Here is a 17099-nt window from a genome sequence, read left to right on the forward strand (position 1 = left end):
TCAATAAGATATTGTATAGCATAAATCAATAACCAATGTTTACAAACGCTAACAAAAAAATCTTATTTCTTTTTTGTTTTACTTTTCTAATTACCATTCCGTTTTCAAACGCTCAAAAAAAATGGAAAAAAAAGAAAATTGAAGCCTTAAAAAAAGAAGTTTCTCAAATTGTAGAAACAAACCATAAACAATCTCAAGTAATGGTAGATAAAATATTCAGTTTTTCTGAATTGGGGTTTCAAGAATTTGAATCATCAAAATATCTGACCGGAATACTTGAAGAAAATGGATTTAGAATTACCAAATCTGTTTCTGGTATTCCAACTGCATGGTTTGCCACTTGGAAGAATGGTGATGGACCTGTAATTGCTTTAGGCAGTGACGTAGATTGTATTCCGAAAGCGTCACAATATCCAGGTGTTGCATATCATAAACCAATAATTGAAGGAGCGCCAGGACATGGAGAAGGTCACAACTCAGGAATTCCACTAAACATTACTGCTGTATTAGCAGTAAAAAAAATTATGGAGCGCGAGAATATAGGAGGAACTCTTATTCTTTGGCCTGGTATTGCTGAAGAACTAGTGGCTGCAAAAGCATGGTATACAAGAGATGGTCTTTTTGACAATATAGACATGTGTATTTTTACTCATGTTAGCAGTAATCTTGCAGTGTCATACGGAGCAACTCGAGGCACCGGATTAATCTCTGTAGAGTACACTTTTGAAGGTGAAGCGGCTCATTCTGCTGGCTCTCCTTGGCGAGGAAGAAGTGCCCTCGATGCTGCTGAATTAATGAACGTAGCATGGAATTATAAACGTGAGCATTTACATCCATTAAAACGATCGCATTCTATTTTTACTGATGCTGGTGATCAGCCTAATGTAGTACCGTCTAAAGCATCTATTTGGTATTATTTTAGAGATATAACCTATGAGGGAATTATGGAAATGTATCAAGAAGCAAATGATATTGCAAAAGGCGCTGCATTAATGACTAAAACCAAAGTTAGTTCTAAAATTTTAGGTACTGCGTGGCCAAGACATTTTAACAAAACCATAGCTGAAACCATGTACGAAAATATAAAAACTGTTGGACTACCAAATTGGTCTGAAGATGATCAAATATTAGCAAAAGCAGTACAAAAAGAGGTCAATTCTAAAAAAATAGAAGGGTTAAGCAAAGAGCTCAGTAAATTAGGTCTTCCAATAAAAATACCCGTAAGTGGAGGTTCTGATGATATTGGTGATATTTCTTGGAAAGTACCTACGGTAACACTAAGGTATCCTTCAAATATTCCCGGGCTTCAAGGACATCATTGGAGCAATGCGATAGCTATGGCAACGCCAATAGCTCATAAAGGTGTAACTGCAGGTGCCAAAGTAGAGGCTATGACTATTATTGACTTTTTAACCAAACCCGACTTAATAAAACAAGCATGGGATTACTTTAACAACGTACAAAGTAAAGAAACAAAATATGAACCAATGCTTAGCGCAGACGATTTACCTCCAATCTACCTTAATGAAGATAAACAAAAATTATTCAGAAAACAGCTGGAAAAGTTTTATTATAACGAAAATGAGTTTGATACGTACTTAGAACAGTTAGGTATTACTTACCCAACACTAAAAAAAATTAAAGAATAAATTGATTCGTTTTTTAATAATTTAACTTAAAATATTCTATGTAATTTGATCGAAACGTGAAATTAAGACATTACTTCATTATATCTTATTTGCTTGCTTCATGCTCTGTCTCACCAGAGCAAACCGAAGGGGATATACCTGTAGCCGATCAATTATCTCTTGCAAAATCGTCCAATGGAGAGTATATCTCTTGGAAAGAACATATTATAGATGACACAACTAGTAGTGGAGTTGATATTAGCGGGAGTGATGGATTGTCGATTGGTGATCTTGATAATGATGGGTTTGCAGATATTGTTTCAGTACATGAATCAGACACAGAATACGATGGTGCTCTTGAAGGTAAAATTAGGATAGCTTTCGGGTCGAAGAATCCAAATAAATGGGAATCTATAACACTAGCAAAAGGCAAAGAAGCTGCAGCTGCTGAAGATGTAGCAATCGATGATATAAATGGCGACGGACATTTAGATATTGTGGCTGCTTGTGAATTAGGTCATCTTATCTATTTTCAAAATCCAGGTAATAAAATTAGATCTTCTCTATGGAAGAGAATTATTCCTAATGTAACTTTAAACCGCGGTTCTTTTATTCGTGTTTTTACTGCAGATTTAAATAAAGATGGTAATCCTGAAATCATTGCCGCAAATAAAGGTGGGCAACTTGGCGCCGGTAATGAAGACAATATCGTTAATCAACTCAATGCAATTTCCTATTTTGAAATAAATGGTGATCCTCTGGATTCTAATTCGTGGATAGAACATGTGTTGGTTGAGGTTAAAATTCCTATCAACTCACAACCTGTAGATATTGATAATGATGGAGATTTAGATGTAATTGCAGGGTCTAGGGGTGAAAATAGAATAATTCTTTTGGAAAATATAAGTGACAATGAGATTAAATTTAGAGAACATGCAATCGATATTGTAAGATCAAACCCTAAGAAAAGTGATTCATCAAAATTCGAAAAAAAATTACCCAATGTAAATGGATTTAATATGGATTTTCTAGATATAAATAATGATAATAGACTTGACATTGTGTTGACTGAAGTCTTTGATGATTTTCCGCTAGGTCATAATATCTCTTGGTTAGAACAACCTTCTAAATGGTCTGAAAAATGGGTTTTTCACCATATTGGATCTATCAAACCAGATAGATTAGTAGGCTTAACTTTATCGGATATTAATAATAATGGTAGAAGTGATATAATGATTGGTGGTTATAGCCGTGGAAATAGAAGAAGTGATAAAGATATAACTGTTGACCATTCTTTGGGTCGATTAGCTTGGTTTGAACAAACCAAAGACCCAAATCTTCCATGGATAAGGCATGACATTTCTAGACGAAAAAGAGGTATGTTTGACAAATTTATATCTATAGATCTAGATAAAGATGGAGATGTTGATTTTCTCTCAACTCGTGGCAATAGTGTTCCTTATGATGGAGTGTTTTGGTTAGAACAAATTAGAACGGAAAAACCAATAAAATCATTTGAAAGGGCTAGAAAAAATGATAGTGAAGAAATGTCATTATCAATTGATAATTAACTTAACTTCTACTCTGCAATCACTGTAAAATCTTTAATTGCTTGGTTGGGTTCCATAATATTATAGCCTTTCCAAAATTCTGGGTTGTATTTAGGCATATAGGTCGGCAACATTTTATTATTTTCTTTAAAAGCATCAAATACTGAAGTGTTTACATTTTCAACATCAAAAACCACAACTTCGTTTTTCTCTGAACTAGTTACCGCCATATCTAATTTTACATACAGTTCATTTTGTTTACGCCTACCTCTAACATGCTTATTTTTTTCTATGATCTTTAAAGGGCGTCTAATACCAAATCTGCTAGCACTTTCCTTCTCTAGATATTGTAAGTTATAACGATTGTTTTCTCCTTTATTAAAGATTATTTTTCCTTTAGATTGGTAAATTCTAAAAGAGATTCCTAATAATTTAAAATTTTTAACTGCTTTTACATTTTCATAATCAGTACGTATAATGGCAAAGTCTTCGGTGTTTATGTAGAGTTTACCTTTATAATCTTCAGATCGTTTCGGTTTAAATTCTAGTACATAAACAGCATCATTTCCTAAAAAAGTTAAATCGAGTAAGTTGAACTCATATCTGTTAGATTTATTGATAAAGTTGAGTTTCGATTTCTCATTAAAAAATAATCCATTCATCATATTTGCTAAACTTCTTCTTCTATTCTTAGCAAAATTCTTTTTTCGGTCTTCTTTTCTCTTCTTTTCTTCTTCTAATTGTTTGTTTAAAGCATCAGTATCTGTAGAATCTACTTTTTTATCTCCTTTAAACTCATCCATATCCACTTTATCTCCAAAAATGCCTGACTTAATCTTAAAATAAGAGTTTGGCTTTACATTTTTTTCTAAGATTTTATTAAACTTATCTTCTAAGGCTGTTAAACCTACTTCATTATTTTTATCATACAATTCAGAAGCTTTAATAAGATCAATCTTTTGCTTTTCTTTAGTAAAATTACCATATAGATCTGCCAAAATTTCAGTGTAATAAGAGTTCTGCTTGGGCACACTATTTAACACACTATCTAAAAAAAATTTATTTAATTCTTTAATGGTAGATTTTTTAAGTGTATAATCCGATTTTACAAAGTTCTGATGTTGAGATTCTCTAAAAAACAAACGCTTTTTGGTATAATCGAAATTGTAATTTTTGATAATATTCTCTTTAACTTTCTCTAGAATCTCTTCGGCAGTATACTTTTTGTCCGTTAAAACCACTTCTTTTAATTCAATGGTCTTGGGCGACATATAAATCAAACTATCTTTAAATTGATTCAATGGTTTTGCAATTGTTTTATAACCAATACAAGAAATGGTTAGTGTGTCTGTAGGCTGCGCGCCATTTTTATATAAAAAACTAAACCTACCTTCTTCATTACTTATCATTCCTTTTTTCTTAAAAAGAATCGTCGCATATGGTATTGGTTCTTTAGAGATAGAATCTACAATCTTAGAACTAACAACTTGGGCTTGTGTTGCAACAGAATGAAAAAAAATAAAGAGGATAGTTCTTTTGAGTAGTAATTTATTCATGTATCAAAATTTGGTTGGCAGCGAAATAAAGAATTCTTATGCTCATTGCCATACTTTTTAGTTTTTCTTAAGACAGTTTTATACTATTTTTAACGCTTTCGCGGAAGTATTTATTTGCTGAAAAGACGAATGAGTCTCTAAAAAGTAACATCAATTTTCATTATTTTGCAAAGCAATGTTTAATAAATGATAAAAAAGGTAACAAGTTCAGAAGACATAGAAATCACAGCAGATCTTGCTTATAAGATTTGGAATCACCATTATGTGCCGATTATAGGTCAGGATCAAGTTGATTATATGTTGGAAAAAATACAGAGTGAAAATGCAATAACCGACCAGATCAATTCTGATTATGAGTACTACTTACTTTATGATGAGAATAAAGCTATTGGATACTTAGGGTTACGTCCAAATCATCCTAAGGGAAAACTAATGATCAGTAAAATTTATGTAGATCATACAATTCGAGGTAAAGGATTTGGCTACAAACTACTTGAATTTACAAAGCAATTGAGTTTAAAAAAAGGAATTGAGACCATTTGGCTGACTGTTAATCGACATAACACAAATACAATAAATTGGTATAGAAAAAGAGAATTTAAAATTATCGAAGAAAAACAATTCGATATTGGAAAAGGATATATAATGGATGATTATGTGCTAGAGGTAGATACAGAAAAACTACTCACTTAATTAGCAACCTCTGCTCTATGCGGTTTAAGCGCATCCCTAACCGTGATCATATCTTTTTCAGCAATAATCATAAATACTATTGAAATAAAATCTGAAAAATTTTCAGTAGCTATACCATATGTCTGAATATTTTCAGCCTGAGCATACTCTTTTAAATGAACTACATGATGTTCAGCTGTTTTTTGAGCTTCTGGACCTCTAAAATCCCAGATCAATTTTATTTTTCTGTTCATCTTTTTCTTTTGATGTGCAAAACTAATAATTCTATATTTGCACAAAACCAATAACTTGAACATAAACGAATTCATTTATAAGAAAGGTGATTCAAAAATATTACCTGATGGTAGCTTTACGTGGAAAGCACCTAGCAATATAGCACTGGTAAAATATTGGGGTAAGTATGGTGAACAATTACCAAAAAATACATCTATAAGTTTTACACTAGATGCTTGTTATACCCTAACAACTCTTGAGTTCAAAAAAAGTAATGTATCAAGTTTTGAGATTTATTTTGATGGTAAAAAGAAAAATGACTTTAAACCTAAAATTGCAACTTTTTTAAAAAGGATTAAAGAGTATGTTCCATTCATCCCTGCTTTTAAATTTATTATAAAATCAAGAAATTCTTTTCCTCATAGCAGCGGTATCGCTTCTTCAGCTAGCGGTATGGCAGCCTTAGCACTCTGCATCATGAGTATGGAAAAAGCATTGAATCCTGACATGTCTGATGAATTATTTTACGCTAAAGCATCCTTTTTAGCTCGTTTAGGTTCTGGTAGTGCAGCAAGAAGTGTTAAAGGTAACTTGGTTGTTTGGGGTGAACACCCTAAAATTGAAAAAAGTTCAGATTTTTTTGGTGTAGAATTTCCACATAAAATACATGATAATTTTAAAAACTTTCACGACACTATCTTATTAGTCGATAAAGGTAAAAAACAAGTTTCTAGTACAGTTGGGCATGATTTAATGCATGATCATCCTTTTGCTGAACAGCGTTTTATTCAGGCTAATGAAAACATAGAAAAACTTAGTGAAGTACTTCAAAGTGGTGATTTAAATACTTTTATAGAAATTGTAGAAAGCGAGGCATTAACACTACATGCTATGATGATGACAAGTAATCCATACTTTATTTTAATGAAACCAAATACATTATCTATCATTAATAAGATCTGGGAATTTAGAAAAAAAACAAATTTGCATATTTGCTTTACATTAGACGCTGGAGCCAATGTTCATGTGCTGTTTCCTGAAAAAGAAATAGAACCCATTAACAAATTTATAACTACCGAATTGCTTCAATTTTGCCAAAATAATCACTATATTTGTGATAGAGTGGGCTTAGGAGCGAAGCAAATGTAATTAGATAACCCACTACTAAATTTAATGTACCCTACCATTAAATTTTGAAGATTTAGAGAACAAAAACTCTATATATGTAAAAACGGCTCATGTTGCCGTATGAAGAGTTTTTGTGTTAATAGTAACCTTAAAATCTTCAAAAACTATGAAAACATATATTTCAATTTTACTTGTTGGATTTTTTGCTTTCGCAAATACAAATCTTAATGCTCAGGCTGTTCAAGACACAATTTGGTATGATGCTAATTGGAACCCTGCTGAAAAGAAAATTGCAGCTTATTATCGCCCCGCTCCAGAGAAAAAAGATAATGGTTATTGGTTAATCGATTATTATTTGTCTGGTGCTAAACAAATGGAGGCATATTCTAATGCTCCCGATTCAGAATTTTTTAATGGTACTGTCTCCTGGTTTTATGAAAATGGTAATATAATGCAGACCGTTAATTATAAAAGTAATGTTTTAAACGGAGAGCGTAAAAATTATCACGAAACTGGGCCATTGAAAAGTCAATACTCTTACAATAATGAAGGCAAGATACATGGTGCTTGGGTAAGTTTTTATGAGAATGCTAAGCCTGATGAAGAAGGACAATATGAAAATGACGTCCGTACTGGTGTTTGGAAAGAATATCATAAAAATGGCAAACTTAAAGCAGAAGGAAAATACAAGGAAGGTAAAAAAGTAGGTGTCTGGAAAGTGTATTATTACGACGGTATTGATGAAGATGAATGAAAGCTCGTTTAATTAATTAAAAGTTTGATTTACAAAGAATCCATTATATTTGCGTTATACTATGAAAAAACGCTAATCAAATTTATGAAGGGCCCTCTATTTTATGCAAAAATTTTATTGTTTGGTGAATATGGAATCATTAAAGATTCTAAAGGATTGGCTATTCCGTATAACTCATATCAAGGAGCATTAAAAAAAGAAGAAAATCTTAGTGAGCAAGCTAAAAAGTCTAACAAGAATTTAAGTAAATTTCATAATTATCTTAACAAATTAGATCAAGATTTAGTTCAATTTAGACTAGATGAATTGAAACGTGATATTGATAGCGGAATGTATTTTGATTCTAGTATTCCTCAAGGATACGGTGTAGGTAGTTCTGGAGCTTTGGTTGCTGCTATTTATGATAAGTATGCAAATGATAAAATCACTGTTTTAGAAAATTTAACCCGAGAGAAATTGCTTAAACTTAAGGATATATTCTCTACTATGGAATCTTTTTTTCATGGTAAAAGTTCAGGTTTAGATCCATTAAATAGTTACTTAAGCCTACCAATACTTATTAATTCTAAAGACAATTTAGAACCTACGGGAATTCCCTCACAAAAAGAAGGGAAAGGAGCTGTTTTCTTATTAGATTCTCAACAAGTTGGCGAAACAGAACCTATGGTAAGCATCTTTATGAATAAAATGAAGAATGAAGGTTTTAGAAAAATGCTCAACGAAGATTTTGCTAAATACACCGATGCTTGTATCGACGATTTTCTACATGGCAATATAAAATCGCTATTAGGTAATGTTAAGCAGCTTTCTAAAGTTGTATTAACTAATTTTAAACCTATGATTCCGAAAGCGTTTCATAAGTTATGGCAACAAGGGATCGATACCAATGCCTATTATCTCAAACTTTGTGGTTCTGGTGGAGGTGGTTACATTTTAGGATTTACGCAAGACTATAAAAAAGCAAAAGAACTTCTTAAAGATTACAAATTAGAACTGGTATATAGATTTTAATCCGTAAAATTTATGGATGATCAAAAGTCTAACAGCAATAAGAAAAACCATTCCATATTCTATAAGTTTTTTAGTTTACTATCAGTAGTTAGAGGTTATAATATTCTAATTATAGCTGCAGCGCAATATTTAGCTGCTATTTTTATTTTTTCTCCTAACAAATCTCTAAAAGAAGTCCTCCTAAATTTTGATTTGTTTTTTATAGTTTTTGCAACGGCTTGTGTTATAGCTGCAGGATATATTATTAATAATTTTTATGATTCAGAAAAAGACAAAATAAATCGCCCAGTAAAAGCTAAAATAGATAGTATTGTAAACCAAAAAACAAAACTTAATATCTATTTTTTTCTTAACTTTTTAGGATGTATTCTAGGGCTATTAGTCTCTTGGAAAGCCGCTCTGTTTTTCGCTGTTTACATTTTTTTGATTTGGTTTTATTCCCATAAACTAACTAAATATCCTTTAACAGGATTGATTTCTTCTACTATTCTATCATTATTACCCTTTTTTGTGATTTTTGTGTATTATCGAAATTTTTCAAAAATCATTTTTGTTCATGCCTTATTTCTTGGAATAATTCTTCTCATTAAAGAACTTGTTAAAGAATTAGAAAACATAAAAGGTGATTTATTACAAAACTATAAGACTGTTCCTGTTACTTATGGCGAACGGTTCTCCAAAATAGTAATTACTTTTTGCGCCATTTTGATTATTCTACCTGCATACATTTTATGGAATTATCCTGAAATAGGGTATATGAAATATTACTTTTATTTAACTGGAATTATCTTAACAGGTTTCACAATTCTTTTATGGTCAAGATCTTCTAAGAAAAACTATGTTTTTTTACATAACGTTATAAAGCTTATTCTCATTTTAGGTGTTTTTAGCTTAGTTTTGATAGATACTTCGGTGTTAATAAAACGTATTATTTAGTTATATGGATCATCTTTTAAAAGTAGCATTGGCTCAGATTTCACCAGTTTGGTTAAATAAAATTGAAACTTTAAAAAAGGTTGAAAATTCAATATTAGAAGCTATAGAGAATGATTGCAAACTAATTGTTTTTGGAGAAGGACTGGTGCCTGGCTATCCTTTTTGGTTGGCTTTAACAGGAGGTGCAGAATGGGATACTAAAATAAATAAAGAGTTGCATGCACATTATGTTAGAAATGCTATTACTGTAGAAAAAGGTGATCTAGATTCTGTTTGTAAGCTTGCCAAAACACATAATATTGCTATTTATTTAGGTATTATAGAAAGACCTCTAGACCGCGGCGGCCATAGTATTTATGCATCATTAGTTTATATAAACGAAGCCGGAGAAATTAAATCAGTTCATAGAAAACTACAACCAACATACGATGAGCGTTTAACCTGGTCTCCTGGTGATGGCAATGGTTTACGAACTCATCCGTTAAAACAATTTACAGTTGGTGGACTCAATTGTTGGGAAAATTGGATGCCATTACCCAGAGCTTCTCTATATGGGCAAGGAGAAAATTTACATATCGCTGTTTGGCCTGGTAGTGATCATAACACAAAAGATATTACTCGTTTTATTGCTAGAGAATCTAGGTCTTATGTGATTTCGGTTTCGAGTTTAATGACTAAAGAGCGTTTTCCAAAAGACACTCCTCATTTAGATGAGATACTAAAAAAAGCACCTGATATTTTAGCTAATGGTGGCAGCTGTATTGCCGGGCCTAATGGCGAATGGGTTGTTAAACCTCAACTTCATACAGAAGGTTTAATTATCGAAACATTAGATTTTAATCGTGTGCTTGAGGAACGCCAAAATTTTGATCCCGTTGGGCATTATTCAAGACCAGATGTTACCCAGTTAAATGTAAACAGAGAACGCCAATCAACAATTTTTCTAAAAGATTAATGGTCAACTAGTTTAAAGAAGTATCTTTGCCAAAATTTAATAATAATGGCAACTAGAAAAAACTCGTCGAGAGGACGACACGCCAGCGGTACTTCTCGAAATTCGAAATCACAAAACTATAAAGGTAATTTTCGTAAAAAGGATGAGCGTAAGAATACTTCTAAAAAGGAAGAAGAAGTGTCTGATGGCTCTATTCGTTTAAACAAATACATTGCCAATGCTGGCATTTGCTCACGTAGAGAAGCAGATGTTTATATAAAAGCTGGAAGTGCTACCGTAAACGGAAAAGTAGTAACCGAAATGGGCTACAAAGTACAACCAACGGATGAAGTTCGTTTTGATGGCTCGTTAATAAACCCCGAAACCAAGCGTTATGTTTTATTAAATAAGCCTAAAAATTATCTTACATCAATAGAAGATGAACGCGGTAGAAAAACCGTGATGGAACTAATTGCTGGAGCTGCTAAAGAACGTTTATATCCTGTTGGTCGTCTAGATAGAAATACTACAGGGCTATTACTTTTCACTAACGATGGAGATATTGCTAAAAAATTAACTCAGCCAAAAGTTCCGTTTAAAAAACTATATCAAGTTTCTTTAGACAAAAAATTAGCAATGAAAGATCTTCAGAAAATAGAAGAGAATTTTATGTTAGAAGGGAAAATGGTCTTTGTAGATGCTATTTCATATATAGAAAACCAACCTAAAACAGAAGTAGGTCTAGAAATACATTCTGGCAGAAATAGAATTGTCCATAAAATATTTGAACATTTTGGTTATAAAGTAGCTAAATTAGATAGGGTGTTATTTGCAGAATTAACTAAGAAAAATTTGCCTCGCGGCCATTGGCGACACCTTACCCAACAGGAAGTGAATAATTTGAAAATGATATAAACCAAAAAAGCCGATCAAATTGATCGGCTTTTTAGTGGTGGTGCCTCCAGGAATCGAACCAGGGACACAAGGATTTTCAGTCCTTTGCTCTACCAACTGAGCTAAGGCACCAGTTGCATAAATGCGGATGCAAATATATATTCATTTTTAAAATTGACAAAAAGAAACTTTATAAAAATTGCTTTTGTAAATTTACGCTCTTTGTTTTTATTATGAATCTAATTATAGATGTTGGTAATACCAGAACTAAGCTTGCTCTTTATCAAGAAGATAAACTTGTGCAACTTATTATTTCTACACATAAGCAAACCAATAAGAAGATCAAATTTTTACTTAAAAAGGAAAGTTTATCAAACGTAATTGTTTCTTCTGTTGGACATCCTGATATAGTAGATGAAGACCTTTTTAAAACTATTATTCCTTTAGATCATAATACCGAGGTTCCGTTTAAAAACAAATACAAATCACCTAAAACGTTGGGTGTAGATAGAATTGCGTTGGTTTCTGCTGCTGCTGTTCAATATCCTAAAGAAAATGTATTAATTATTGATGCAGGAACTTGTATAACATATGATATTCTTAATAAAAGAAATGAATATTTAGGCGGTGCAATATCGCCAGGTATTAACATTAGATATAAATCTCTTAATGACTATACAGCCAATCTTCCTCATCTAAAAATTGATAAATTTTTCCTTATCGGGAAGACCACCAATGAGTCAATCCAATCTGGAGTTTTAAATGGTGTCGTTCAAGAAATTGAAGGGATTATTGAGCAATATCGCCATAAATATTCAACTTTAACAGTAGTTTTAACAGGAGGTAACGCAAATTTCTTGGCTAAAAAGTTAAAAAGTAGCATATTTGCCAATCCAAATTTTTTGTTGGAAGGATTGAATAGTATTTTGATACATAATTTAGACGAATGATTAAACAAATAATCGGGTTACTTTTTCTACTGATTTCCCTTAATATTTTTGCTCAAAGAAATAATACCTCACCGTATTCTTTTTTCGGAATTGGTGATCAAGCGGGTGATAAAACAGTAGAAGAATTAAGTATGGGTGAAATTGGTGGTGCCTTTAATAGTACTTTTCAACTAAGTTTTACGAATCCAGCTTCCCTTGCTCATTTAAGATTTACTAACTACGCGTTAGCAGGTGAAAATAGAGCGTTACAATTAAACGATGGCACTAATAAAGACTCAGGATCTAATGCTGCTTTATCTTATCTAGCATTAGCCTTTCCCATAGGAGAAAATGCGGGTTTAGCTTTTGGGTTAAAACCAAACACTTCAGTTGGATATTCTTTATTGCAACAAACATTTGATGGTGACAATCTTGTTGAAGTTAACGAATTTAGTGGCGAAGGTGGTACAAATAGAGTATTCTTAGGATTTGGTCATAAAATTGGCAAAAATTTTAGCTTAGGTATTGAGGGGTCTTATGTTTTTGGAAGTATAGAAAATAATTTATTTAATAGAAGAGACGGTGTTCCATTAGCCACCTTGTACAAATCTGATTCTGATGTTAGTGGATTTACAGCAAAAGGTGGTTTTCAATATCAAACTAAGATCAATGAAAAAATAAATTTAAAAACTGGAGCTGTTATTGAATTTAATAATGATTTATCAAATGAAGGAGCAGAATATCTTATTTCAACTTTAAACCTTCCTAACCCAACTACTTTACAATATAGAGATACTACTTTAAATAACCGTTTTGATAGAACGTTTAACATCCCTGCAAAGGCTATATTAAGTGCTGGCATAGGAGAAGAAAACAAATGGTATACTGGTATCGAATATGCTTTTCGGGATGCGTTAACTGTTGATGATACTTTTGCTCAAAGTACAGTAATATTAGACTATAAAAAATCTAATAGAGTTTCTATTGGAGGTTATTATACCCCAAAATTCAATTCAGTTACAAGTTATTGGCAAAGAGCCACTTATAGAGCGGGGGTTAAATTTGAACAAACAGGTTTAATCATTAATAATACCGATATTAATAATTTTGGCATATCTTTTGGAGTAGGCTTACCGATGGGTAATCAATTATCTAGAATTAATATAGGTTTTGAACTAGGGCAGCGAGGTGAAGCAAGCAACGGGTTAGTTCGCGAAAATTATCTTAACTTTAGAGTTGGTTTATCACTTAGTGATAAGTGGTTTAGAAAACGAAATATAGATTAACATAAATATAACCGAAATGAGAAGAAATGTTACAAATTTGATGTTGAGTTTATTCCTTTTAGCAGGAATCAGCACAGCTTATGCACAAGACAAGTATGGTGCAGAACCAGAAAAATGTAAAACTAATTTGTCTATCTTTTATGAATACGCAAAAGCTAAAAACTTTGGCCCTGCTTATGAGCCGTGGACTTGGGTTTTAGAAAACTGTCCAAAAGGATCAAAAAATATATATAGCCGAGGATTACAGATTGCTGAACATAGATATAAAAATGCGTCAGGTGCTCAAAAAGAAACTGAAAGTGCTTTAATCGATAAAGTATATTCTATGCGTGTTGAGCATTTCCCAGATAATTTAGGTAAAGTATATAGTGATTGGGCTACTTCTTTAGAAGAAAGAGGTAAATCTAATGGTGATGTTTTTGAAAAATTAGAAAAAGCATTTAATACTGATCCTGCTAAGATGAGTATTAAAAACTTAGCTAAGTATTTTCAAGAAATGACTGATAGAAATAAAGACTCAAATGCGCAAAAAGTATTTGATACTTATGATGATGCATTAGAAGCTGTGAATAAAAAGATTGACGTTCACTCGAAATCTGCTGATGTTTTAAATGCTAAAAAAGAAAAAGGACAAACATTATCTAAAAGGGAAACAACAAAACTTAAAAATGACGGAATCAATTTAAGAGGCTTAGGTCAGGTTGAGGATATTTTAGATAAGATAGTAAGTGATGTTGCAACATGTGAGCGTTTAATTCCTCTATATAATAAAGGTTTCGAAGCGAATAAAACAAATGCCACTTGGTTGCGTAGAGCTGCTTCAAGATTAAATTCTAAAGAATGTACAGAAGATCCTATATACCCAAAAATGGTTGAAGCTTATGTAAATGCTGAACCATCAGCTGATGCATATATATTCTATGCAGGTATTTTAGAAGATAGAGGCAAAACTAATGAAGCATTAGAATATAGAAACAAAGCAGTTGATCTTGAAACTGATTCATATAAAAAAGCAGATTACTTATATAGAATTGCTTTAACAATGCGTAATAGAAGTAAAGGGCAAGCTAGAGTTTATGCCAATAGAGCTTTAAAAGCAAGACCTAGTATGGGTAAAGCCTATATTTTAATAGCAAACTTATACGCAAGTAGTGCAAATAGCTGTGGTACTGATGAAGTTAGTAAGAGAATGGTATTTGTTGCTGCTGCTAATAAAGCAAGGCAAGCAAAAAAAGTTGACCCAAGTTTAACATCAAGAGCTAATAGGTATATTAAAAGTTATATGGCAAACGCCCCATCAAAAAAGTTAATCTTTACCAAAGGGTTAACATCTGGCGCCACGCATAAAGTTGGATGTTGGATTGGGGAAACTGTAAGGATTCCGTAAAGAATAAATTGTAATAATATATTATCTTAAAATTATGAAAAAGCATTTTCAAAAAATCGTTCTTATTATCACTATACTATTTTTTGGAGATGCTTTTTCGCAAGATAAATACGGCGATAACCCTGATATGTGTAGAGAGAAACTATCTGAGTTCTTCGAATATGCAAAAACAAAGGATTATGAATATGCTTATCAACCATGGTTATGGACGTTTGAAAACTGCCCTAAAGCTTCAAAAAATATATACAAATATGGCTTAAGCATTGCTGAAGATCGTTATGAAAAAGCTACAGGTAACCAAAAAATTGCCGAAGCTCAATTAATCGATAAAATTTACGAACAACGTATTAAACATTTTCCTGATAATTTAGGTAAAGTTTATAGCGATTGGGCATTGTCTTTAGAAGGTAGAGGTGCAACAAAAGATCAAGTATTTGAGAAAGTGGAGATAGCGTTTAAAACTGATCCGACTCAAATGAGCATAAAAAACCTAGCAAAATATTTTCAAGAAATTACTGATAGAAATAAAGAAACAAATCCACAAATTGTTTTTGACACCTATGATGATGCTTTAGATGCTGTAAATGAAAAAATTGAAAGCCATGCTAGGTCTAAAGATCAATTAGATAAAATAGTTGCTGATGGTGGTGCTTTAAATAAAAAGCAAGCACTTAAATTAAAAAATGACGAAATTAATTTAAAAGGTCTTGGTCAGGTTGAAGGTATTTTAGATCAAATTTTAGGTGAGGTGGCTACCTGTGATCGATTGATTCCTTTATATACTAAAAACTTTGAAGCGCATAAGGCAGATGCTAAATGGCTGCGTAGAGCTGCTTCAAGATTAAATTCTAAAGAATGTACTGAAGATGCTATCTATCCTAAACTTGTAGAAGCCTATGTAGCTGTTGAGCCTTCACCTCAAGGCTATGTTTTAATTTCTACAATTCTTGATGAAAGAGGGGAGAAAACAAAAGCTGATGAATACAGAAAAAAAGCTGTTGACCTAGAAACCGACCCTTATAAAAAAGCAAAATATCTTTATAAAATTGGAAGAACCTATACTAGAAGAAGTCCTGCTACTGCCGCCTCTTATGCAAAACAAGCATTATCTCATCAGCCAAGTATGGGTAGAGCATATCTTTTAATTGCAAGTGCATACGCGGCTAGTGCTAATAGTTGTGGAACCGACGAGCTTTCTAAAAGAATGGTATTTGTAGCTGCCATGAATAAGGCCGCTATGGCAAAGAAAGTAGATCCTAGTTTAACATCAACTGCTAATAAATATATTAATAGTTACAAAGCGCAATCACCTGACAAGAAATTAGTGTTCGGAAGTGATTACAAATCCGGTCAAAACTACAAAATAGGGTGCTGGATTGGCGAAACAATAAGGATTCCTTAATTTTGTGGCATGCGTAAATGCTGTTTACATATTTTTAGAATAATTGCTATCATTTTTATGGTAGCATTCTTTTTTTCGTGTGAAAACAACATTAAAGAGGTTCAAGATTTTTTAGCAGATAAAAACTTACCTATTGGTGTAGCTAAGAACATTGATTTAATACATACTGATTCTGGTAGAATTAAAACACGGTTAATAACTCCACTCCTACATGACTTTGCAAATCGTGAAGCGCATCCTTATCAAGAATTTCCTGAGGGGATTCAAATTACTAACTTTGAAAAGAATGGCGATTCTACTACTTTAATTGCAGATTATGCAAGAACTTTTAGTAAAACAGCTATTTCAGAAGTAAAAGGAAATGTGGTGGTAATTAATCATGCCGATAATTCTAAACTCTTTACTGAACAGTTGTATTGGGATCAAAATACTCATTATATTTATACAGAAGAAGCCTTTACATTAATTACCAAAACCGATACTATTAATGGGCGAGGATTTGAATCTAACGAAGATCTTTCTAAAGTAACCATGAAGGATATTAGCGGTGCTGTCTATGTAAACGAAAACAACTAACTCATTATGATAAAATATTTAAAATTTGCCGAAATCTTATACATAGGATTAATCTTTTTTTCTTTTTACATGTCTTATAAAAGATGGGATATAGATAGAAATAATGCCTATCTCTTTTTGTTTTTTTCTGTTCTTTTAATAATTATGTTATATTTTAAAAGAAGATTTAGAATACGTTATGAAGAACGCAGAAAAAATGAAGACAAAAAAGAATAAATATTA

General features: G+C 32.1%; 17 protein-coding genes and 1 tRNA gene. 15 read left to right on the forward strand and 3 right to left on the reverse strand.

The window, feature by feature from the left end; translation table 11 throughout:
* Positions 1–35: 35 nt before the first annotated feature.
* Both AC3IF2_RS11140 and AC3IF2_RS11145 read left to right on the forward strand, forming a co-directional pair.
* Entirely contained in the window at positions 36–1649 is a 1614-nt protein-coding gene (locus tag AC3IF2_RS11140; RefSeq protein WP_489167304.1) for an amidohydrolase, read from the forward strand.
* A gap of 56 nt (positions 1650–1705) precedes the next feature.
* The gene (locus tag AC3IF2_RS11145) at positions 1706–3199 is read left to right on the forward strand and encodes an FG-GAP repeat domain-containing protein (protein ID WP_489167305.1); all 1494 of its coding nucleotides are present in this window, start codon (positions 1706–1708) and stop codon (positions 3197–3199) included.
* Between the two features lie 8 nt (positions 3200–3207).
* On the opposite strand, the gene AC3IF2_RS11150 is transcribed toward AC3IF2_RS11145, so the two are convergent.
* Positions 3208–4734, reverse strand: a complete 1527-nt coding sequence (locus AC3IF2_RS11150) for a carboxypeptidase-like regulatory domain-containing protein (protein ID WP_489167306.1) — start codon at positions 4732–4734, stop codon at positions 3208–3210.
* Between the two features lie 186 nt (positions 4735–4920).
* Here AC3IF2_RS11150 and AC3IF2_RS11155 point away from each other — a divergent pair, with 186 nt between their 5' ends.
* The gene (locus tag AC3IF2_RS11155) at positions 4921–5427 is read left to right on the forward strand and encodes a GNAT family N-acetyltransferase (protein WP_489167308.1); all 507 of its coding nucleotides are present in this window, start codon (positions 4921–4923) and stop codon (positions 5425–5427) included.
* Here the strand turns inward: AC3IF2_RS11155 and AC3IF2_RS11160 are convergent.
* Positions 5424–5660: a hypothetical protein gene (locus tag AC3IF2_RS11160; RefSeq protein WP_489167310.1), complete on the reverse strand. Its 237-nt coding sequence runs from the start codon at positions 5658–5660 to the stop codon at positions 5424–5426. The genes AC3IF2_RS11155 and AC3IF2_RS11160 overlap by 4 nt on opposite strands.
* A gap of 55 nt (positions 5661–5715) precedes the next feature.
* Between AC3IF2_RS11160 and AC3IF2_RS11165 the strand changes: the two genes are divergently transcribed.
* The 6 genes from AC3IF2_RS11165 (at position 5716) to AC3IF2_RS11190 (ending at position 11318) form a co-directional block, all read left to right on the forward strand.
* Positions 5716–6789 (forward strand): diphosphomevalonate decarboxylase, encoded by a 1074-nt coding sequence (locus AC3IF2_RS11165; RefSeq protein ID WP_489167311.1) that lies wholly within the window; start codon positions 5716–5718, stop codon positions 6787–6789.
* A 145-nt stretch (positions 6790–6934) separates the two neighbouring features.
* Complete coding sequence (locus AC3IF2_RS11170; protein WP_489167313.1) at positions 6935–7522, forward strand: toxin-antitoxin system YwqK family antitoxin; 588 nt, start codon at positions 6935–6937, stop codon at positions 7520–7522.
* An 84-nt stretch (positions 7523–7606) separates the two neighbouring features.
* Entirely contained in the window at positions 7607–8533 is a 927-nt protein-coding gene (locus tag AC3IF2_RS11175; protein ID WP_489167315.1) for a mevalonate kinase family protein, read from the forward strand.
* A gap of 12 nt (positions 8534–8545) precedes the next feature.
* Complete coding sequence (locus AC3IF2_RS11180) at positions 8546–9469, forward strand: geranylgeranylglycerol-phosphate geranylgeranyltransferase (RefSeq protein ID WP_489167317.1); 924 nt, start codon at positions 8546–8548, stop codon at positions 9467–9469.
* 4 nt (positions 9470–9473) lie between these two features.
* Positions 9474–10424, forward strand: coding sequence for a carbon-nitrogen hydrolase family protein (locus AC3IF2_RS11185; protein WP_489167319.1), 951 nt, complete (start codon positions 9474–9476; stop codon positions 10422–10424).
* Positions 10425–10469: 45 nt separating this feature from the next.
* On the forward strand, positions 10470–11318 hold the full coding sequence (locus AC3IF2_RS11190; RefSeq protein WP_489167320.1) for a pseudouridine synthase: 849 nt from the start codon (positions 10470–10472) through the stop codon (positions 11316–11318).
* 35 nt (positions 11319–11353) lie between these two features.
* On the opposite strand, the gene AC3IF2_RS11195 is transcribed toward AC3IF2_RS11190, so the two are convergent.
* A tRNA-Phe gene (locus tag AC3IF2_RS11195) sits at positions 11354–11429 on the reverse strand.
* Positions 11430–11530: 101 nt separating this feature from the next.
* Here AC3IF2_RS11195 and AC3IF2_RS11200 point away from each other — a divergent pair.
* The 6 genes from AC3IF2_RS11200 to AC3IF2_RS11225 are packed head-to-tail and all read left to right on the forward strand — an operon-like array spanning position 11531 to position 17093.
* Positions 11531–12247, forward strand: a complete 717-nt coding sequence (locus tag AC3IF2_RS11200; protein WP_489167322.1) for a type III pantothenate kinase — start codon at positions 11531–11533, stop codon at positions 12245–12247.
* Positions 12244–13512: a BamG family beta-barrel-assembly machinery protein gene (gene bamG, locus AC3IF2_RS11205; protein WP_489167323.1), complete on the forward strand. Its 1269-nt coding sequence runs from the start codon at positions 12244–12246 to the stop codon at positions 13510–13512. The genes AC3IF2_RS11200 and bamG overlap by 4 nt, the downstream gene beginning before the upstream one ends.
* 16 nt (positions 13513–13528) lie before the next feature.
* Entirely contained in the window at positions 13529–14899 is a 1371-nt protein-coding gene (locus AC3IF2_RS11210) for a tetratricopeptide repeat protein (RefSeq protein WP_489167325.1), read from the forward strand.
* 34 nt (positions 14900–14933) lie between these two features.
* A complete protein-coding gene (locus tag AC3IF2_RS11215) occupies positions 14934–16301 on the forward strand; it encodes a hypothetical protein (protein ID WP_489167326.1) in 1368 nt (455 codons plus the stop codon).
* 9 nt (positions 16302–16310) lie between these two features.
* On the forward strand, positions 16311–16877 hold the full coding sequence (gene lptC, locus AC3IF2_RS11220; protein WP_489167327.1) for an LPS export ABC transporter periplasmic protein LptC: 567 nt from the start codon (positions 16311–16313) through the stop codon (positions 16875–16877).
* A gap of 6 nt (positions 16878–16883) precedes the next feature.
* The gene (locus tag AC3IF2_RS11225; protein WP_489167328.1) at positions 16884–17093 is read left to right on the forward strand and encodes a hypothetical protein; all 210 of its coding nucleotides are present in this window, start codon (positions 16884–16886) and stop codon (positions 17091–17093) included.
* Positions 17094–17099 lie beyond the last annotated feature (6 nt).

Source organism: Maritimimonas rapanae (genome assembly GCF_057837205.1).